General features: G+C 65.7%; 16 protein-coding genes and 1 pseudogene. 7 read left to right on the top strand and 10 right to left on the bottom strand.

Annotation, left to right across the window (positions count from 1 at the left end):
• Positions 1-396, top strand: a 396-nt coding sequence (locus tag AB4Y79_RS17485; RefSeq protein ID WP_441864434.1) for a Gfo/Idh/MocA family oxidoreductase, incomplete at its 5' end; no start/stop codon positions are given.
• Between the two features lie 169 nt (positions 397-565).
• Complete coding sequence (locus tag AB4Y79_RS17480) at positions 566-2,164, top strand: family 43 glycosylhydrolase (protein ID WP_441864432.1); 1,599 nt, start codon at positions 566-568, stop codon at positions 2,162-2,164.
• Positions 2,165-2,340: 176 nt separating this feature from the next.
• Here the strand turns inward: AB4Y79_RS17480 and AB4Y79_RS17475 are convergent, their stop codons facing one another.
• Positions 2,341-3,906: an MDR family MFS transporter gene (locus tag AB4Y79_RS17475; protein WP_441864429.1), complete on the bottom strand. Its 1,566-nt coding sequence runs from the start codon at positions 3,904-3,906 to the stop codon at positions 2,341-2,343.
• A 282-nt stretch (positions 3,907-4,188) separates the two neighbouring features.
• Between AB4Y79_RS17475 and AB4Y79_RS17470 the strand changes: the two are divergent.
• Positions 4,189-4,568 (top strand): annotated as a pseudogene (locus tag AB4Y79_RS17470) (recombinase family protein); the annotation flags it as partial.
• Positions 4,569-4,883: 315 nt separating this feature from the next.
• On the opposite strand, the gene AB4Y79_RS17465 reads toward AB4Y79_RS17470, so the two are convergent.
• Together AB4Y79_RS17465 and AB4Y79_RS17460 are read right to left on the bottom strand one after the other, a co-directional pair.
• A complete protein-coding gene (locus AB4Y79_RS17465; protein ID WP_308929103.1) occupies positions 4,884-5,990 on the bottom strand; it encodes a GTP pyrophosphokinase in 1,107 nt (368 codons plus the stop codon).
• A 45-nt stretch (positions 5,991-6,035) separates the two neighbouring features.
• Complete coding sequence (locus AB4Y79_RS17460) at positions 6,036-7,025, bottom strand: LacI family DNA-binding transcriptional regulator (RefSeq protein ID WP_441864455.1); 990 nt, start codon at positions 7,023-7,025, stop codon at positions 6,036-6,038.
• A 217-nt stretch (positions 7,026-7,242) separates the two neighbouring features.
• Between AB4Y79_RS17460 and uriH the strand changes: the two genes are divergently transcribed.
• Genes uriH through AB4Y79_RS17445 form a run of 3 tightly spaced genes read left to right on the top strand, consistent with a single transcriptional unit; the run spans position 7,243 to position 10,724 of the window.
• A complete protein-coding gene (gene uriH, locus AB4Y79_RS17455; RefSeq protein ID WP_441864426.1) occupies positions 7,243-8,316 on the top strand; it encodes a uridine-preferring nucleoside hydrolase UriH in 1,074 nt (357 codons plus the stop codon).
• On the top strand, positions 8,317-9,744 hold the full coding sequence (gene uriT, locus AB4Y79_RS17450) for a uridine transporter UriT (protein WP_441864423.1): 1,428 nt from the start codon (positions 8,317-8,319) through the stop codon (positions 9,742-9,744).
• On the top strand, positions 9,741-10,724 hold the full coding sequence (locus tag AB4Y79_RS17445; protein WP_441864420.1) for a ribokinase: 984 nt from the start codon (positions 9,741-9,743) through the stop codon (positions 10,722-10,724). The genes uriT and AB4Y79_RS17445 overlap by 4 nt, the downstream gene beginning before the upstream one ends.
• 53 nt (positions 10,725-10,777) lie before the next feature.
• Here the strand turns inward: AB4Y79_RS17445 and AB4Y79_RS17440 are convergent, their stop codons facing one another.
• The 5 genes from AB4Y79_RS17440 to AB4Y79_RS17420 form a co-directional block, all read right to left on the bottom strand.
• Positions 10,778-11,857, bottom strand: coding sequence for a LacI family DNA-binding transcriptional regulator (locus AB4Y79_RS17440; protein WP_441864417.1), 1,080 nt, complete (start codon positions 11,855-11,857; stop codon positions 10,778-10,780).
• 38 nt (positions 11,858-11,895) lie between these two features.
• Positions 11,896-12,801 (bottom strand): carbohydrate ABC transporter permease, encoded by a 906-nt coding sequence (locus tag AB4Y79_RS17435; RefSeq protein ID WP_441864414.1) that lies wholly within the window; start codon positions 12,799-12,801, stop codon positions 11,896-11,898.
• A complete protein-coding gene (locus tag AB4Y79_RS17430) occupies positions 12,798-13,679 on the bottom strand; it encodes a carbohydrate ABC transporter permease (protein ID WP_441864411.1) in 882 nt (293 codons plus the stop codon). Before AB4Y79_RS17430 ends, AB4Y79_RS17435 begins: the two co-directional genes overlap by 4 nt.
• Positions 13,680-13,688: 9 nt before the next feature.
• Entirely contained in the window at positions 13,689-15,023 is a 1,335-nt protein-coding gene (locus AB4Y79_RS17425) for an ABC transporter substrate-binding protein (RefSeq protein WP_441864408.1), read from the bottom strand.
• A gap of 65 nt (positions 15,024-15,088) precedes the next feature.
• A complete protein-coding gene (locus AB4Y79_RS17420; RefSeq protein WP_441864405.1) occupies positions 15,089-16,525 on the bottom strand; it encodes a GH32 C-terminal domain-containing protein in 1,437 nt (478 codons plus the stop codon).
• Between the two features lie 276 nt (positions 16,526-16,801).
• Between AB4Y79_RS17420 and AB4Y79_RS17415 the strand changes: the two genes are divergently transcribed.
• The gene (locus AB4Y79_RS17415) at positions 16,802-18,355 is read left to right on the top strand and encodes a glycoside hydrolase family 32 protein (protein ID WP_441864453.1); all 1,554 of its coding nucleotides are present in this window, start codon (positions 16,802-16,804) and stop codon (positions 18,353-18,355) included.
• A gap of 5 nt (positions 18,356-18,360) precedes the next feature.
• Here AB4Y79_RS17415 and AB4Y79_RS17410 read toward each other — a convergent pair whose 3' ends face one another.
• Positions 18,361-19,101, bottom strand: a complete 741-nt coding sequence (locus tag AB4Y79_RS17410) for an SDR family NAD(P)-dependent oxidoreductase (protein ID WP_441864402.1) — start codon at positions 19,099-19,101, stop codon at positions 18,361-18,363.
• A gap of 45 nt (positions 19,102-19,146) precedes the next feature.
• The gene (locus AB4Y79_RS17405; RefSeq protein ID WP_441864399.1) at positions 19,147-19,794 is read right to left on the bottom strand and encodes a cyclodeaminase/cyclohydrolase family protein; all 648 of its coding nucleotides are present in this window, start codon (positions 19,792-19,794) and stop codon (positions 19,147-19,149) included.
• Between the last annotated feature and the right edge of the window lie 87 nt (positions 19,795-19,881).

Here is a 19,881-nt window from a genome sequence, read left to right as displayed (position 1 = left end):
GCGGTGGCCTCAGTGGAGGTGTCCCGGGTGGCCACCGGGCGGAAGAATTCCCTGCAGATCGAGGTATACGGCACGAAAGGCGCCCTGACCTTCGACCTGGAAAACCTCAACGAACTCGGTTTCCTGGATGCCACCGCACCGGTCCGTGAACAGGGGTTCCGCCGCATCCTGGTCAACGAACCCGAGCACCCCTACCTGGCCGCCTGGTGGCCGCAAGGCCACATCATCGGCTGGGAACACACCTTCACCCACCAGGTCCGCGACTTCCTGCTGGCCATCAGGGACGGAACCCAGCCTTCGCCGTCGTTCGAAGAAGGACTGAACGTCCAATACGTCCTGGACGCCGTGGAGGAATCCGCGGCCAACAAAAGCACCCTCACCGTCGTGCGCCACTAGCCACCCGCCACCACCCGCCACCAGCCAAGGAGCCCCCATGCCCCGCCCCTTCACCGCACGAACCCGGCTTCGTGGACTCCAAACTGGCCGTCCCGGACAAGTACAACCTCAAGGTCGGCAGCGTCAGGGCTGACTCGCGCTGTTACGGCTGCGTCGAAAGGAGCACCACATGGGATTTACCGCTCTTCCAAGGCTGGAACGGGAAGACTCTTCAGCAGGCGCTGTGGGGGTTGAAGGCCAGCGGCGGGCGGACTTGGGAAATGGAACCTACCTAAACCCAATCTTCCCGGGTGACCACCCAGATCCTGCGATTTTGCGGGACGGTGACGATTACTACGTGACGTTCTCGTCGTTCGAGTCGACACCGGGACTGATCATCTGGCATTCGAAGGACCTGCTGAACTGGCAGCCTCTCGCTTCGGCGCTGCCCACGGCCGTTGGCTGCGTTTTCGCAGTGGACATGTGCAAGGTGGGCGACCGGTACTTCATCTACATCCCGGTCATTCCCACCGCTGTCTCTCCTGACCCCACTGCGCCGCCGCTGATTTACGTGATCCACTCGGACAACATGGCTGGACCTTGGAGTGATCCGGTGGACCTAGGCATCGCTGGGCACATTGATCCCGGCCACGTAGTCGGGGAGGACGGCCACCGCTACCTGTTCCTCAGCGGGGTCAGCCGCGTCCGCCTCAGCGCTGACGGGCTTTCCACAGACGGAGAAGTCGAGCACGTCTACGACGGCTGGCACTACCCCGATGACTGGGTGACAGAAGCGTATGCCCTCGAGGGCCCCAAACTCACCCGCCGCAATGGGTTTTTCTATCTCACCACCGCGGTGGGCGGCACGTCCGGGCCTCCGACCGGACACATGGTCACAGTCGCCCGCTCCCGCTCCGTGAACGGACCCTGGGAGGAATGCCCCCATAATCCCATCATCAGAACCTGGAACGAAAGCGAACCCTGGTGGAGCAAGGGCCATGCCACCCTCTTCGAAGGTCCAAACGGCCAGTGGTGGAGCATCTACCACGGCTACGAAAACGGGTTTACGACCTTGGGACGGCAGACGCTTCTGGAAAGCATCGGATGGGACGACGACGGATGGCCCTGTGCCATGGGGGGAGACCTCTCCACACCCCTCCCGTCCCCCTCGCCGGTCACTCAGCTCTCGAGTGACGGGACTCGTGGGCTGGCCCTGACCGACGATTTCTCCACGCCACGCTTTGGCGTCCAGTGGTCCTTTCACTCACCATCGAAGGATGAATATCTGCGTCTGTCCCTTGACGACGGGCTGCTTCTGCAGGCCCGGGGGGAGAGCCCATCGGAAAGTTCACCACTAACCTGCATCGTTGGCGACCGGCGGTACGAAGTCACCGTGCAGATGGAGGTGGAGGAGGGCACGCAAGGAGGCCTGCTGCTCTACTACAGCGGCCGGTTGTTTTGCGGCATGGGTCACGACGGTGACCGGATGGTCAGCTACCGTGCGGGCCGGGCCATCCCCTATTGGCACGAACCCGCGCCATCTACGCAGGTGCTGCACCTGAAGATCAACAACGACAACCACATCGTCACCCAGTACTACAGCACTGATGGGATCACCTGGACCAGGCACGGACTACGTTTCAACGTGGCCGGTTACAACACCAATACGGCCGATGAGCTTCTAAGCTTGCGGCCGGCCCTGTTCGCGATCGGGGCGGGGCGGGTGCGGTTCCGGAATTTCACCTACCGCGCGCTAACGGAAACCTCGAAGGCAGATAGCAACAAGTAGGTTCGATGCCGCTGAATTCGCCGGACCCTGACAGCCAGTCGCCGACTCGAATAAGCAGGTGACTCCGCCGGCCGACTTTATTGGATCGGCTTCGTGGTCCCGACCAGTGTCGCAGTTAGGTACTCACGGCCCATCCGGCGGTCGTGGTCGGACTTGTACGCCGGCGTGAAGGGTGACTACGCACTCACGTTCCCACGTGCACCCGAGGCAGCGTGCTCTTCGGTCGCTTCATCATCCACGGATTCGTCGGAGAGTCTTCCTTCGGGCAGCAGCAGGGCGGCGATGAGTCCAAGGACGAATATTCCCGCCAGCGCGAGGAAGATGGGTGAGAAAACGTTGTGATAGATCGTGGCGACTGCTGAGCGCAGGGCAGGATCGGCAGCGTGGACCAGCGCCGGGGTGAGAGTGGCGGAATCGAGGCTGTCCGGAAGCTGAGCCGTTACGCCCAACCCCAGGATGCCGCCTACGACAGCCGACCCAACGGTAGAGCCGACCTGTCCGGCGAGCCCCGCGGTTGCAGTCGCGATGCCGAGCTCGCTGCGGGGCGCCGCGTTCTGCGCGATGGCGACGGCCAGGCTCATGAAAGCTCCTGCCCCGAGCCCGACGAATGCCATCGTCCCCGCCAGCAGCCAAACCGGTGCGCCTGCCGGGAGCAGGGACATCGTCCCCAGCCCCAGCGCTCCCATTGCTGTGCCGACCACCGGAAGGGGACGGTACCGGCCAGCTCGGGACGCGAGCCAACCGCTCACGAGGTTGCCCACCAGCATCCCGAACACCGTCGCAACAGGAACGAGGCCCGAGACGGTCGCGCTCAACCCGTATGCCATCTGCAAGTAGGTGGGCAAGTAGGCCGTGGCAGAGATCAGACCCGCACCGATGACCGCTGACAGTGCGACGCCTGCAGCGAAGGCCCGATCAGTGAAGAGGTGAACAGGGATGATCGGGTCGGACTGACCGCGCTCGGCGACGGCCAGTCCTGCCAGCGCGGACATTGCAATACCCAAAGCGACCCATGCAGACGGCGCCGCGGTCTGGAACCACGACACGGCGAGAACCACCGAGATCAATAGAGCAGTTAGCAGCAGGGCTCCCGCTAGATCAAACCTTCTCTTCTTTCCCGCTTGGATGTGGGGAACGGCCACGACGGCCAGGACGAGCGCGGGGACGCCCACCGGCAGATTGATCCAGAACACCCAGTGCCAGCTCCAGTGTTCGGTGATGATGCCTCCCAGCAGGGGCCCGACGAGGATGGCCGCAGGGAAAGCCGCGCCAATGAGGGAAAGATATCGGGGGCGCTGCCGCGGCGTGGTGACCTGGGCGACGATTGTCTGTGACATTAGCTGCAGACCGGCAGCACTCATCCCTTGGAGGACCCGCGCCGCGACGAGCTGCGCCATGTCCTGGGCAAGCCCGCATAGGAATGACGACACAACAAAGGCGCCGAGGGCCACGATGAAGACCAGGCGCGGTCCGATCCGGTCACCCAGCCCGCCCAAAACGGGGAGCAGGACAGTGCTGGCGAGCGTATAGCTGACGACCACCCAGCTCATCTGTTCCAAAGCGCCCAATTCCCCGGCAACGGTTGCCAGCGACGTCGAAACGATGGTGTGGTCAAGGGCGCCGAGGAACGACACCGCCAAGAGCGCCCCCAACAGCAAACGAAGCCGGATGGGGGAGAGCGGCGCCGTGGCGTTGCCCGGGCCAAGTCCCGGCCCTGACGGTGGTGATGCGGAAGCAGACATGGGGGTCCTTTCGACTTGAGAAAGGTCCTTGGGTTTCCAGCCCGGATCGTGGCCTGAGGTCAGGGCACAACCGCGCCGACAGAGTGTCGGCTAAGACGAATGGGATAGACACTATGCTCAGGAACGCTCCCGGGCAACTCCTGTCCGGGTGGCGGATAGCCCTCGTGCACCGTGCCATTGAAGTGGTAGCAATTCGGCACGAGGATAACTGCGGGTATGAAGAACCTGGACCTGTACCTGCTGCCCCAACTTCAGGTCCTGCTGGAATTGCGCAATATTTAGGTGCTGGTTGACAAGGCCTCCGACAGGACATCACCCTGGCCCCAGCTGACCGAACTGCTCCGGTTCATCCATGACGGCGATGACGTCGTCATGCACAGTATGGCCCGGCTCGCCCGCAACTTGGATGACCTGCGCGCCCTAGTTCAAGGCCTCACCCAGCGCGGAGTATGGGTGGAGTTCCTCAACGAGCAGCTTGTCTTCCCCTGTGAGGACTCCCCGGTGGCCACCTCATGCTCTCGGCCATGGGCGCCTTCGCTGAATTCGTGCGGTCCCTGATCCGGGAACGGCAGCGCGAACGCATCGCGCTGGTCAAGCAACGCGGCGTGCACTCGCCGCCTGGGCGTCTCATAAGCAACTTGCCGAGCAAGGCGCCTTCGATCGAGGTCTTATTGTCGGGGGCCGCGAGCAGACTCCAATGGGGTTTCAAGAGTTTGCCACCGAACTCAGCACTTACGAGTTGCTGGGGCGGCGATCTTCTCTATCAATGAATGTGGCTGGACCGCATGCCCAAGCGCGACATCCGTGAAGTCCTCGGCCTTCTCAGCGCGACCGGCTGGAGCTAGGCAGTGCGGGTCAGCCGCCTGTCGTTCCTATCAGCCGATGATGACTGGCAGGAATGTCAGGCGTGAATCGTCATTATCGGGCTTCGCCTTATGGTGAGAGGCAAATGCGATCGTCAGACCCGGAAGCCAACCCTACTTCGTCGTCATCCTGTACCGCTCGATCTGCCGCAGCCGCCGCAGGAGGCTGTCGCGCCGGGGGTGCGGGACGGCGTCGGCCGGTTCTGCGGTGAGGTCGATGTGTTTGGTGCCGTACTGCCACAGCAGGAGGTCATCCATCAGCCGGTCGGGGCCGGGGGAGTAGCGGTGGTCCAGGGCCTTGCGGACCTCGGTGATGCGGTTGGCGCTGAGCAGGCCGGCCAGCTGCACGGTCTGGTTGAGGCCGTGGGCGGCCAGGAGTTCAGCGGCCCAGCCCCAGTCGTCGTCCACTTTCCGGTCAACGTGCGGGAGCAGGGTCCGCCAGACGTCGCGGATCCGGTTCGGTGTGAGGGCCGCTGCCCCTTCCCCGTCCATATCCCAGAAGCTGCGGACTTCCTCGTACCGTTCATGGAGATCGGCGAAGGCTGTTTCCACGGTTTCCAGCATGGCGGCGGTGGCCGTGAACTGCCGGTCGAAGTGCGGCGTCCAGGCGCGAGGGTCCTCGGCCTTGAACCGGATGTCATGCTCAATCTCGCTCCACGCGTGGGCGAAGATGGTGCGGATCTGGCACTCGAAGAAGTAGCTGCCGTTGGGCACGGCGTCCGGGTTGAAGACCTGCTGGTACTCCTTGACGGCCTCGTTCTGGATGGTCCGCAGGATCAGGTGCCGGCTGGAATACCCGTACGTGCCGGACTCTATGGACCCGATGTCCTTCTCCCGGTCGCCGCGGCAGTCGAACAGCTGCCGCTGGCGCTTGATGATGTTGGCCACCAGGGCGTTCTCCGCCGGGAGCTTGGTGATCACCCGGATCCCCACCATGTCATTAAGCGTCCGGAACGGGTCCGGGAACTTGAGCAGCCGCGGGCCGCCGGGCTCCAGTGGCTCTTCGGTGCGCGAGATCTTTTCCCTGAACGACTCCACCGTCTTGGTGCGCCCGCTGACGAACAGTGGCGTCACCTCGGTGCCCTTGAGCATGTCCCGGAGGGTGAGGAGGACGTCCCGGGTGATGAGCTTCAGGGCAGGGCGGACGCGCTCGTAGATCTCCACATTGTGCTCTACCGACTCACGCTGCGGCGCGTCCAGACTCTCCCAGTTACTCGGCATAATCCCAGCTTACGGCCGGGGTCCGACAGGAACCCGCCGGCGCCGCTACGTTTCGCCGGCCGACGTCGAGCCGCGCACCACCAGGGAACTTTCCAGGACGAGTTCTTCCTGCTCCAACGGCCGCCCTTCCATCAGCCGGCGCAGCTGTTCACCGGCCTTCAGGCCCAGGTGCGCCGCGGGCAGGTGGACGCTGGTCAGGCCCGGACTGCTGGTAGCCGAATACGGCAGGTCATCGAACCCGGCCACCCCCAGCTCCGCCGGAATGCGCACCCCGGCCACACGGGCCTCCTGCAGCACCCCGTACGCATGGGTGTCGGTGGCGCAGACGACGGCGGTCACCCCCTGGCGCTGCCAGTCCGGCCACGCGTCGGCGAAGGCAGCCGCCGCAGCACCGACGTCGATGGTGGTGGCGGGCATGTGGTCCGGATCGACGGTCATGCCGAGCGATGCGGCTTCGGCCAGGAAGGCGTCCCGGCGGATGGTGAACGTGGCGGTTCCGGTAACGCTGTCCAGGTAGGCCAGGCGCCGGTGGCCCGCCCCGGCCAGGTGCGCAGCCAATTCCCGCGCGCCCTGGGCAACATCAAGGTTCACGGCCGGCGCAAATGACTCCAGGCCCGGCGCGTCCAGCAGGACCAGGGGACCGGTCACCGAAAGGTCTGCCAGGAACCCGGCATTCGGGGCATCAACCAAAAGCCCTGCCGGCCGCAGGGACATCAGCTTCCGGACGTCCGCGGCCTTGGGAAATTCACCTGAATCCGTGACTGAGAGAAGCAGTTGGTAGTTGGGTCCCAAGGATTCCCGGACCCCGCTGATCACCTTGGCGAAGAACGGGTTGGAGATATCCGGCGCCACCAGGATCACAATGGAACTGACGCCCTTGGCCAGCGAACTGCCGATGCCGTCCACCACATAGCCAAGCTCGGAGATGGCCTCCTGCACCCGGGAAATGTTGTCCTCCGACACCCGGCCGGCCGTCTTGCCGTTGGCCACCAGCGATACCGTGGCCACCGAAACCCCCGCCCGCGCGGCCACCATGGCCGCCGTCACCCTCCGGGGCCGCGCCCGTTGCTGCACCTGTTCCCCGGAATCCATGCTTCGATCCTATCCGCCCACCGGGCGTCACAAGGGAGGGCAAGGCATCAAGCGTTTGACGTGCGCAAACGAAGCCCAAGCGTTAAGCGTTTGACGTGGACCACAAATCGGTGCCATGATCACTCCCGGAAGACAGACCCCCTGCCCCCGGCAGGCCCCAATGACGTGGAGAACCATCGTGGAACCAAATCCCCAACCGAACCAGCAAGAGCCCCGGAAGATCATCCTGGATTGCGACCCGGGCCACGACGACGCCGTGGCCCTGCTGCTCGCGCACGGCAACCCGAACATCGAACTGCTGGCCGTCACCACGGTGGTGGGCAACCAGACCCTCGAAAAAGTGACCCGGAACGCCCTGGCCGTAGGCACCATCGCCGGCATCACCGGCGTCCCCTTCGCTGCCGGCTGCCCGCGCCCCCTTGTCCGCAGCATCGAAACCGCGCCGGACATCCACGGTGAGTCCGGCATGGACGGCCCGGCCCTGCCCGAGTCAACCATCGAACTCGACCCCCGCCACGCCGTCGATCTCATCATTGATACCGTTATGGCGCACGAGCCCGGCACCGTCACCCTGGTCCCCACCGCCGGCCTGACCAACATCGCCATGGCCGCCCGCAAGGAACCGCGCATCGTGGAACGCGTCAAGGAAGTGGTCCTGATGGGCGGCGGCTACCACGTAGGCAACTGGAGCGCCGTGGCCGAGTTCAACATCATCATCGATCCCGAGGCCGCGCACATCGTCTTCAACGAAAAGTGGCCCGTGGTCATGGTGGGCCTGGACCTCACCCACCAGGCCCTGGCCACCCCGGACGTTGTGGAAAAGATCGCCGCCATCGGCACTACGCCCGCCAGGTTCGTCACCGAGCTGATGGACTTCTTTGCCCACACCTACAAGGACGCGCAGGGCTTCGACTACCCGCCCGTCCATGACCCCTGTGCCGTGGCCTGCGTGATCGATCCCAGCATCGTCAGCACCCGCAAGGTGCCGGTCAACATCGAACTGCAGGGCACCCTCACCTTGGGCATGACGGTGGCGGACTTCCGCGCCCCGGCCCCGGCCGATTGCCACACCAGCGTGGCCGTGGACCTGGACCACGCGCGGTTTTGGGACCTCGTTACCGACGCGTTGGTCCGCATCGGCGAGCCCGGCACCGGTGACCAAAAGGGCAAAGGCAACGCGTCCGACGTCGAACCCGGCCACAGTGCCTCCCTCACCGCCGGAGGGGTCAAGTAAATGACTGCCACGACCACCGAAACCACCACCGGCCGCGGCAACATCGCCGCCCTCATGACCGCACTGCTGGCCGCCTGCGTGGCGTTCCAGCTCAACGCCTCCATGCTCAGCCCCGCCCTGGTGACCATGGGCGAGGAACTCAAGACTGACCAGGCCGTCATCGGCCTCTCCCAGACCTGGTTCTTCACCGCCGCCGCCCTGTTCTCCCTGTTCCTGCCCCGCCTCAGCGACATCGTGGGCCGCAAGAAGATCCTGGTGGGCATGATGCTGCTCATGGCCGCGGGCTCCGTCATCGCGGCCCTCGCGCCCGACGTCACCTGGCTCTTCGTAGGCCGCATCATCCAGGGCGTCAGCGGACCCACCGTCCCGCTCTGCCTGATCATGCTGCGCTCCGCCGTCAGCAACCCGCGCAAATACGGCACGCTCATGGGCCTCATCACCGCCGTTAACGGCGGCGTGGCGGGCGTCGATTCCTTCGTGGGCGGCTACTTCGCCGAGCACTTCGGCTTCCGCAGCATCTTCTGGCTGATGGTGGTCCTGGCCGCCGCCGCCACCGGCCTCATCATGGTCCTTGCCACGGAGAGCAAGCCCGCCGCCGGCACCACCATGGACTGGCGCGGCGTGTTCTTCATCGTCGTGGCAGTGGGCGCCCTGCTGACCGCCCTGAACGAAGGCTCCAAGCTGGTGGCCGGCTTCTCCTCCGCAACCCTGATGCTGAGCCTGGCTCTGGTCCTCGTCTCCGCCGTCGCCTTCTTCGCCTTCTGGCGCACTGAACAGCGGGCGGCCCGGCCGATGGTGGAAACGGTGCACCTGCGCCAGCGGGCCACCTGGGCTCCGCTGCTCACCACCACCCTGACCATGACCGGCATCTTCGCCGTTATCAACGGGATCGTCCCCGCCTACGTCCAGGCCGCGGCGCCCGGCTTCAGCATCGGCCCCACCGAGATGTCGCTGATCATCCTCACCCCGTACGCCCTGCTCGGCTGGCTGGTGGGTCCGCTCAGCGGCCGGCTGGCCCCGGTCCTCGGCTACACCAGGGTGCTGCGGATCGGGCTCCTCGGAAGCATCGCCGCGCTGGCCGTCATCGCCTTCCTCGGCCTGGGCAGCCTGCCGATGATGATTGCCGGTACCGTCTTGCTGGGCATCATGTACGCCGGTACGGTCAACATCATGCTCAACGGACTCGGCGTTGTCCTCTCGCCCGCCGGCAACCCCGGTTTCCTGCCCGGCATGAACGCCGGCGCCTTCAACCTGGGCGCGGGCCTTAGCTTCCTGATCCTGCCCGCCGTGCTGGTGGCGACGCAGGCGCTCGGCGATGCGAAGGCGTCGTACCTGACCGTCGTGCTCGTCGGCCTGGCCCTCACGGTGGCGGCGTTCGCCGCCTCGCTCCTGATCCCCAAGCCGGTTGAGGCCGAGGTGGCCGAGTGAGTGCCTCGGCCGCCAGCCCCGGTCGAAGCAGCACCGGCCGGATCGTCGTCGTCGGCTCCCTGAATGCAGACCTGACCATCTACTGCGAACGCCTGCCGCAGCCCGGTGAGACGGTTCATGGCAACGGATTCGCCGTGAACCCGGGCGGCAAGAGCGCCAACCAGGCCGTGGCCGCGGGTCGGCTGGGCGGACACGTCAGCCTGGTGGGCGCCGTGGGGGATGACGCCAACGGCAACATGCTCCAGGCCTCGGTTGCCGGTGCCGGGGTGGACGTGGGGCACGTGCGGACATCCGGCGAAGCAACCGGTGTTGCGGTGATCGCCGTCGATGCCCACGGCGAGAACAACATCATCATCTCCGCCGGAGCCAATGGCACCCTTTCCCCGGCCGACGTCGCCGGGGCCGCGGACGTCTTGGGCGGCGCCGCCGTCGTCAGCCTCTGCTTGGAGGTGGCCATGCCCACGGTGCTGGCCGCCGCCCAGGCAGGGCACGACGCCGGAGCAACGGTTTTGCTGAATCTCTCACCGTACGCGCACATTCCGGCAGAGCTGGCTGAGCTGACCGACGTCCTGCTGGTGAACGCCCACGAGGCAGCGCTGTTCCTCGGTCCCGGGGCTTCCGTTCCTGGCGCGGACGCCCACGCCGCGCAATGGGATGCCGTCCGGGAACGGTTTGCCGGGCGGGGGATCCGGCAGGTCCTGGTGACCCTCGGCGCGCACGGGTCCGTTGTCCTGGATTCGGAGGCAACTCCGGGCTCCCGCGTGACCTTCGTGGCGCCCACACGCGTGGACGCTGTGGACACCACCGGTGCCGGAGACGCCTTCACCGGAGCAGTCGCCGTCCGGCTGGCCGCCGGGGACGCGCTCGCCGATGCCGCCGCGTTCGCCTCCGTTGCCGCGGCCCTGGCCACCACGCGGAAAGGCACCCAGGCGGCGTATCCGGAAACAGCCGACGTCGAACGCCGCCTCCGCGCGTCCTGACCCTTCGATAGCGGGCACCCGACCCAACAAACTCCTGTGAGAACCAGGTGGGGTTACGCCCGGGCCTTGGTCTGGACGGAGTTCCGTTCGACGGCGGGGCACTGGATCTTGGCTGCCCCGTCAACGGCAGGGGCGAGGCCCAGCAGCATCCGGACACCCGCAGCGCCGAGCTCGTAATGCGGGAGGGCAACCGTGGACAGCGGCGGGCGGAGGTGGGCGGCAATCACTTCCTGGTTGTCGAACCCCACCACCGCCATGTCCTCCGGGATGGCCAGGCCGTGTTCCCGCAGCCCGTCGTAGAGGCCCATGGCCATCCTGTCGTTGTAGCAGAACACGGCGGTCACATCCCGTTTGAGCAGTTCCGCCGTGGCCCGGTAGCCGCCTTCCTGGTCCGGGTAGGACTCCATCACCAGGTCGGGATTGAACGGGATCCCGGCCTCCTCCAAGGCTTGCCTGTAGCCAGCCAACCGTCCGTCCTTGGCCGGCGCCGGGATGGTGGCATTGATGAAGGCTATCCGGCGGTGGCCGTTCCGGAGCAGGATCTCCGTGGCCGAGCGCCCGCCCTGGGCCTCGTCCGGAACAACGGCCCGGGCCCCCGGTTCATCGGAAAAGCAGTTCACCAGGACAAAGTCGGCTTCCCGCAGCGGCGCCGGGATGTCCGTGGCCCGGTGGAACCAGGTGGAGTAGAGGATGCCGCGGACCTTGTACTCCAGCATCATGCTGATGGCGTCCTGCTCCAGCTCGCCGTTGCCCTCGGTGTTGGCGATGAGCAGCGCATACCCGTGCTTCCACGCCTCATCCTGCGCGCCGTGGATGATCTGGCCGGCAAAGGGCGTGGTGGCCACACCGTCGGCCACCAGCCCGATGAACTTGGACGTGCCGCTGACCAGTGTTTTGGCCATCGCGTTGGGGCGGTACCCCAGGGTGCGGATGGCATCCTTCACGCGCTGCCGCGTCTCCTCGGCGATCCGGGCGCTCTTCTTCTTGTTGACCACCAGGGACACGGTGGCCGTGGAAACCCCGGCAGCCTCTGCCACTTCGCGGAGAGTCACGGGGTGGGCGCGTTCCGGCGTGTGCGGCGGACCCTGCGGCGCTCCGGCGGCTGCGCCCGCACCATTCTCCATTGAACTCATCTGCCCTCCTTCAGGAGTATATCCAGCAGCAGGTGCCGTCATCCCTTCGTCGCCCCGCTCTCAAGCCCCTGGATCATTGCCTTGTTGAGCACCAGGAACACCAGCAGCAGCGGAGTGATGGTGACGCACACGGCGGCAAAGGTGGCCGTCCAGTCCACCTTGCCCATGGCGCCGATGTAGTTCTGCAGGCCCAAGGGGATGGTCTTGAGGTCTTCGGAGAGGACGAACGTGTTGGCGAAGATGAAGTCGTTCCAGATGAAGATGCTGTTCACCAGCACCACGGTGACCACCGTGTTCACTGACAGCGGCAGGGTGATCAGGCCAAAAATCCGGTATGGGCCCGCACCGTCCAGGGACGCCGCCTCATATGTCTCCTTGGGAATATATTCGTAGAACGAGGAGAACAGGTACACGGCCATGGGCAGGGAGAAACCCGCCAGCGGGATGATCATCGACTGGTAGGTATCCAGCAGGTTCACCTGGGAGTAGTCGATGAACAGCGGGACCAGCGCGATCTGGACCGGGACGATGATGCCGATGAGGAACAGGCCGCGGACCAGCTTGCTGAGCCTGAAGCCGAGTACCTGGATGGCGTACGCGGCCATCATCCCCAGCAGCACGATCAGGACGTTGGCGCCCATGGTCACCACGAAGCTGTTCAGGATGTTCCGGCCCAGGTTGCCGGTTTCGAAGGCCCGGGCATAGTTCTCCCACGTCAGCGAACCCGGCAACGCGAAGGGATCGCCGGTGGCAAAGTCGTGTTCGCTGCGCAGGCTGGTCAGGAACAGCCACGCCAGCGGGTACACCTGCACGATCACAATGAGCATGATCAGCACCCGGCTCAGCGTGCGGAACAGGTCCGGCCGGCGCTTGCGGCGCCTTACGGCGGGCTTGGGAGGGACGACGGCGGGCGGTTGGGCGGGAGGGGCTGCCTGGGTGATCATGCGTCTGCCTTTCGCTTCAGCAGGAACAGGATGAGGCCGACGGCGGCGAGGCACTCGATGACGATGAATACCGAGATGGTGCTCGCGTAGCCGAAGTCCGTGCTGGTGAACGCCGTCTTGTACATGTAGGTGGTGAGCAGCTCGGAGGACTGTCCCGGGCCGCCGTTGGTCATCAGGTAGGGGATGTCGAACCCCCGCAGGCCGTAGGTGGTGGCCATGATGGTGGTGGTGATCCATACCGGGCGGATGTAAGGGAACCGGATTTTGCTGAACAGCGTCCACCGGGATGCGCCGTCCAGGACCGCCGCTTCCTCCAACTCCTTGGGCACCGCGAGCAGTGCCGCGTAGATGATCAGCATGTACAACCCGGTGAAGCGCCAGCCTTCCGGTGTGGACACGGCCGCCAGGACCGTGTCCACATCCGAAAGCCATGGCCGTTCCAGGCTGCCCAGTCCGATCCAGTGGAGCAGCTGGTTCAGCAGTCCCACCGGTTCCAGCGAGTAGATCCGGACGAAGAGGAAAGCGATGGCCACGGTGGAGATCACTGCCGGCAGCAGGTAGAGGGTTTTGATGAGCTCCCGTCCGCGGCGGAGGGAGGTGAGGAGGCTCGCCACCGCCAGGGCGCCGCCGAGTTGCAGCACCAGGCAGATGGCCAGGTAGATGAGCGCGTTCAGGAACGCCCGCCAGAAGATGTCATCGCCGACGAACATCCGGACGTAGTTCGCCAGTCCGACGCATTCCATGTCGCTGATGCCGTTCCAGGAGAAGAAGCTCAGGAACAGGGACTGGAGGATGGGGAAGAGGACCGCAGCGCCATAGAGCAGCAGCGGAGGGAGCAGGAAGACCAGGACCGATGTCCGTGACCTGTTGGGCAGCATGGCGAACCTTTACTTGAAGAACTTGGGGGCGTTCTGGGCGATGGTGCTGTCCAGCGTTTCCGTGAACTGCTGGGGCGTGACCTCGCCTTGCACAAGCAGGACCAGTTCCTGCTGCAGCCGGCCGTTGGTGGTGGGGTCCAGCTGGGTATCCCACGGCATGGCCTGCTTGGAGCCGAGGTCCTTCGCCTGGTCCAGGGCCTTTTGGAACAGCGGCGTGGCGTTGGCGGGGACAGTGGTCTGGACGTCGGTGGTGGGGGACAGTGCGCCGGTGGCCGCGTATTCAGCGGGGTACTTCTTCAGGGCGAACTTCAGGAAGTCGCTCACCAGGGGATCGTAGGTCTTGGCATTGACGGCCATGCCGATGCCCGACGGCGAGACGAACTCGTTTGCCGCTGTCACGGATCCTGCGGTGGTTGGCAGCGTGAAGAAGTCGATGTCGTTGCGGACGGCGGGGTTGAGCTTGTCGGTGGCCAGGCTGGGCAGCTCCCAGGTTCCAATGTTGTACATCGCGGCCTGGCCGGAGGTGAACTGGTTTTGCGCGTCCGAGTATCCCTGGGCGGAGAAACCGTCCTGGAAGCACTTGGCCTTGCCCAGTTCGGCCAGCCAGTTGACGGTCTTCTGCCCGGCGGCGTCGCTGAACTTGGCGTCGCCCTTCTTCAGTTTCTGCACGAAATCAGGCCCGGCTTCCCGGAATGGCTGATAGGCGACGTACCGCTCCAACGGCCACTGGTCCTGGCCGTCGATGGCAATGGGGGTGATCCCTTTGCTGCGCAGGGCGGTGCACATGGCCGGGATGTCGTCCAGGGACTTGGGTACGGCCACGCCTGCCTTCGCCAGGAGTGCCTTGTTGTACCACATGAACTCCAGCTCGAACTGGAACGGGATCATGTAGAGGGATCCGTCGTCGAAGCGCTGGTAGTCCAGTGCGCCGGGGCGGTAGTTGCCGTAGATGTCCAGGGATTTCAACAGCTTTTCGGCGTCGAGCATCTTGCCCTGCTTGGCCAGTTGCTGGGCGAAGGGGGTGGCGTCGGTGTCGAACAGTTCGGGAAGCTTGTTGGCCGCGGCCAGGGTCTCGAGCTTTTGGATGTAGGAGGGCCGGTCCGGGGTGGTGATCAGGTTCAACTTGAAGCCGGGGTGGTCCGTGGCATATTCGTCAGCCAGCTTCTTCATGATGTTGATGACGGCGCCATCTGCCGGGCGGGAGAGCAACCAGGAGATTTCCCGGGGCTTGACCTCGCCGGTGGGGCTGACGTTGGTGGAATTGGTGGAACTGCCGCCGCCACAAGCTGTGAGCGCCAGGGCGGTGACTGCTGCGACGGCGGCAGCGCGGAGCAGGTTCTTCATGTGGGGCAATCTCCCTTGATTGAACGGACCGTTGGAACGGGTCGGGTGGAACGGAGGATGGGTATTCAGTTGTCGGTGCGCTTACGGACGTCGAATTCTGTAACTGTGACGGTGCCTTCGCCGGCGAACACGCCTATCGCGCCGGTGGGCAGGTCATAGATCCGGGTGCTGAGGGCCACTTGCCCGTCCACGACGGCGACGCACAGGTCGCCGTCCACCACCACTTCCAGCGTGTGGCTGCCCGGGGAGAGGTCGCAGGGGCGCTCCAGTTCGATGGCGAACGGGACGTCGCCCGAGACGTGCCACTGTGCGTCGCCAGTAATGGCTCGTGGCCAGCGGTCAAAGACCAGCCGCCCGCGCTGTGGTTCAAGGCGGAGCACGTAGGAGTGGTCGCCGTCCGGCGTGGAGCGCAGCAGCAGCCCGCATTCGGTGGTGCCCGGCCTGATGTCCAGCACTGCCCTGGCGTAGAACTGCGTGGGCACCGCATTCGCGGCGATCGCAGCGCTGTAGCTGTCCGGGACGTCCAGCCGGAGGGGCAGTCCGCTCCCAAGGTCCAGCGGGACGTCGTCCCAGAAGCTGTCCACCAGTTCGTCGGCGAACCCGAACGCCAAAGTCCCGTCGGCGTTCTGCCTGGCCTCCAGGACGGCCATGGTGCCCGCCCACTGCCAGGCGCCGTCGTCGGAATTTCCTTCCTTGCTGGCGATCCAGCCAAAGAAGAACCGCCGGCCGTCCCGCTCTGCCGTCTTGGCGGCGTAGAAGGCGCGCCCGTCGATGCTGTCCAGGGCCGGGACGGTCCACGGGCCGTCGGGGCTCGCGGCCATCCGGTACCGGGTGGTGAAGGTTTCGGAGAACTCCGAGTAGACCATGTACCACCAGCCGCCCCACTCGAACACGTCGGGGCACTCGTGGGTGATGTACCGGCGGGGATCCCAGAAGGGATCGGTGTGGGACCAGGCCATCAGGTCCGGGGAGATGCACTGCGCGATCACGCCGCGGCGCCGCTCCGGTCCGGTGGAGTGCCTGCCGGCAAGGAGCATCCGCCACACGCCGGCTGCCTCGTCGCGGAAGACGAAGGGGTCCCGCCAGTCCGCGGAGTCGTACCCGTCCGGGGCGCCGAAGGTGAGCTCGGGGTGCTTGGTCCAGGTGGCCATCCCGTCAGTGCTGGTGGCGTGCATGACCAGTTGCAGGGGCAGGCCGCCGGGGCCCAAATTGGCTGGGTTTTGGCCGGTGTAGAAGAGGTGGTGGACGCCGGACTCGTCGGCGACGATGCTGCCGGTGTAGCAGTTGAAGTCCAGGTCATCTGCGGTGCCGTGCGGGAGGGCCACGCCATGGTCCTGGAACTGCGTCAGATCTTTGGTGGTCACCAGGTTCCACGATGTTCCGGGCTTCGGATCGGCGCGCACCTCATGAAGGTAGAAGAGCCAGAACTCGCCATCCTTCTGGAAGGGGATAAGGTCGCCAACCCACGCATCGGCGGGCTGGAAGAAGACTGGGTAGCTCATCAGCGGTGATGTCCGTTCTGCTAAAGCGTTTGATCACCTAGAAGTTAGCGCGAAAGCGAGCGGTGATCAAGCGTTTTAGCAAAAATACTTTTCCGCGGGCCCGGGGATCACTTTATGGCGTGGGCCACTTTGCTGAAACGCTTGACCATTCCGGCCGCGGCTGGGTATCTTGTCCTGCTAAAGCGCTTAATCACTGCGGTGACCGTGCGGACCAACGAGGGTTCCCCATGGAGCGCCCGGCGGCGAAGGTGCCGCCCCCGCGAGAGGAAGTCAATGATGACCCATGCCATGTCACGCCGCCACGTCCTGCAAGGCACCGGAGCAGGAGCGCTGGCCCTGCTCACCGCCGGTGCCGCTTCTGGCGCCCCCGCGCACGCCCAGGGTTCCCTGCGCGCGGTCTTCCACATGACCCCGCCCTCGGGGTGGCTGTGCGACCCCCAGCGGCCCGTGTACGTCAACGGCGCCCACCATCTCTACTACCTGCATTCCACGCAAAACAACGGGCAGGGCGGGTGGGACCATGCCACCACTACCGACGCAGTGGCCTTCACCCATCACGGCGTCGCGCTGCCCCTGCAGCCCGATTTCCCCGTGTGGTCCGGATCGGCGGTGGTGGACACCGCCAACAGCGCAGGCTTCGGTGCGGGAGCGATCGTCGTGCTCGCCACGCAGCCCACGGACGGCATCAGGAAATACCAGGAGCAGTACCTCTACTGGTCAACCGACGGCGGTTACACCTTCACGGCGCTCCCGGATCCGGTGATCGTGAACAGTGACGGCCGGGCCGCCACCACGCAGGCCGAGATCGACAATGCTGAATGGTTCCGGGACCCCAAAATCCACTGGGACCCTGCGCGCAACGAATGGGTGTGCGTGATCGGCCGCGCCCGATACGCCGCCTTCTACACATCCGTGAACCTGCGGGACTGGCAGCTGAAACGCAACTTCGACTACCCCAACCATGCGCTGGGCGGCATCGAGTGTCCGGACCTGTTCCAGATGAAGGCCGACGACGGCACCTGGCATTGGGTGCTGGGCGCCAGCATGGACGCCTACAGCATCGGGCTGCCCATGACTTATGCCTACTGGACCGGAACATGGGACGGCGACCAGTTCCTTGCTGACGATGTGGACAATCCGCAATGGCTGGATTGGGGCTGGGACTGGTATGCGGCGGTGACCTGGCCGGTGCCGGACGCGCCGGAGACGCGCCGGTACGCCGTCGCCTGGATGAACAACTGGAAATACGCCGCCCGGGACGTTCCCACGGATTCCACCGACGGGTACAACGGCCAGAACTCGATCGTCCGGGAGCTGCGGCTGGAGCGCCAGGGTGGAAGTTGGTACAGCCTCCTGAGCAGCCCCGTTGCAGCGCTCGCAAACTACGTCACCGCCACCACGGTACTCCCGGACCGGACAGTGAACGGCAGCGTTGTCCTGCCCTGGAACGGCAGCGCCTACGAGCTGGAGCTGGATATCTCATGGAGTACCGCGGCAAACGTGGGCGTGTCAGTTGGCCGCTCTGCGGATGGCACCCGCCACACAAACATCGGCAAATACGGTGGCGAGCTGTACGTCGACCGCGCGCCCTCGGACCTGGCCGGGTACTCGCTGGTGCCGTACACGCGCGCCGCGGCCCCCGTCGACGCCGCCGCGAGGTCCGTGCACCTCCGCATCTTCGTGGATACCCAGAGCGTGGAGGTGTTCGTGAACGCCGGGCACACGGTGCTGTCGCAGCAGGTGCAATTCACGGACGGCGATACCGGCATCTCTTTCTACAGCGACGGTGGGCCGGCCGTCTTTTCCGGAATCACCATCCGTGCCTTCTGACCGGGCTACCGGAGCGCTTCCAGGGTGACGCCGGTGTAGTCCGCAAGCTGCGCCAACAGGGCGTCCTGGAAGCGGTGATCGTTGGCTGCCGGGTGCGGGGTTTGCCGTTGCTGGTGGTACCAGTAGCCGCCGCCGGCCAGGGCCGCCGGATCATCGCTGGTGGCCAGCCATTCCTGGGTGCGGTGGCCAAGTTCCAGGCTGTCCGGCGCGGACCGGCCGCCCATCCGGGTGGGCACCCAGCCGGGGTCCACGGCGTTGCTGGCGACGTGCGGCACCAGCCGGGCCAGCGCCGCGGACAGCGCGGTCACCTGGAGCTTGGTGGTGGAGTAGGAGGCCGTCGTCGTCCGCCCTTCCCAGTCCAGGCCGTCCAAGCCGGCGTCGCCGCCGCGGTGCATGCCGCTGCTCAGGTAGACCAGGCGGCGCGGACCCGGCATGAGGGCCGTCAGCAGATACGGGGCCACCACGTTCACGGGCAGCAGTGCGGGCCCGTTGAGCACCCCGGCGTTGTGGATGACGGCGTCAATGCCGCCGATTCCGTTGGCGTCCGCTGCGAGCTGCCTGACGTCCGCCAGGATGGCCAGGTCTCCGATGACGCTGTGCGCCCCGCGGTCCAGCAGGTGCTGCACCGCGGGGAGCCGCCGGGAGGACCGCGCATGCACGATCACCTCATGGCCGTCCCGGAGCAGCGTCTCCGCCGTCGCCAGGCCCAGCCCGTCCGTGGATCCGGTGATGAAGATGCGTGCCACAGGGTCCTCCGTGGTTGGTGGGTGTTGTAAACCAGTATCCGGGCGTCAGGCGGCGTCGGTGGGGGCGGCGCGGTGGTCAATGGCAGCTGTCAGTTCGTCGATGCGGTCCATGGCGCCGTTGAGTTTCTCGACGGCGGCCCACAGCTCCGGATGCTGTTCCCGGACCTGGTCCAGGGTGGTACCTGCGGACCGCAGGGACCCGAGGTCGAAGCTAACGTTGGTACGCGCCCCCGCAACAGCGGCCCGCAGGGCACCAAACGCGACGACGACATCCGCCACCAGCGCCCGGTTGCCGTTGGTTGCCAGCCAGGCGAGGTCGTCGATGGCTGCAATGGCCCGCTCGCCCAGCACGGCGGAGGATGCGGCGGCATCCAAGGAGGCGCGGCGGATCGCTTCGTCCCGTTCCGGTCCCGGCTCCAGCCTGAAGGCGGCGCCAAACGCCTTGGAGGCGGATGCGTCGTCATCTGCCAGGCGCAGGGCTTCCTGACGCAGTGCGCGTGCCCGCGTCCGTATCCCTGCCGGCTCCCCGCCGTCGTCATCGCTGTAGCCGGCCACCATGGACGTCAGCGACGCGGCGACGGCGAGCATCAGTCCTGTCCCCGCCCCTCCGCCGGGCGAACCCGTGGATTCCGCCAGAGCGCGCGTCCACTCAGCCACCGTTGACCCTTGGGTGGTCACAACAGATTCCTCCATGCAAGGGACCGTGCCCAGAAACGCGCCCGGCTAAACGCTTGAGAGCGGCGGCACGGCGCGCATCCAGCCCACTTTTCGGGGGCGTAG

It is taken from the genome of Pseudarthrobacter sp. YAF2 (genome assembly GCF_052113345.1).
GTDB lineage: Bacteria > Actinomycetota > Actinomycetes > Actinomycetales > Micrococcaceae > Arthrobacter.
Note: the sequence above shows the minus strand (reverse complement) of the source record. Positions and strands in the feature narration are given on the sequence as shown.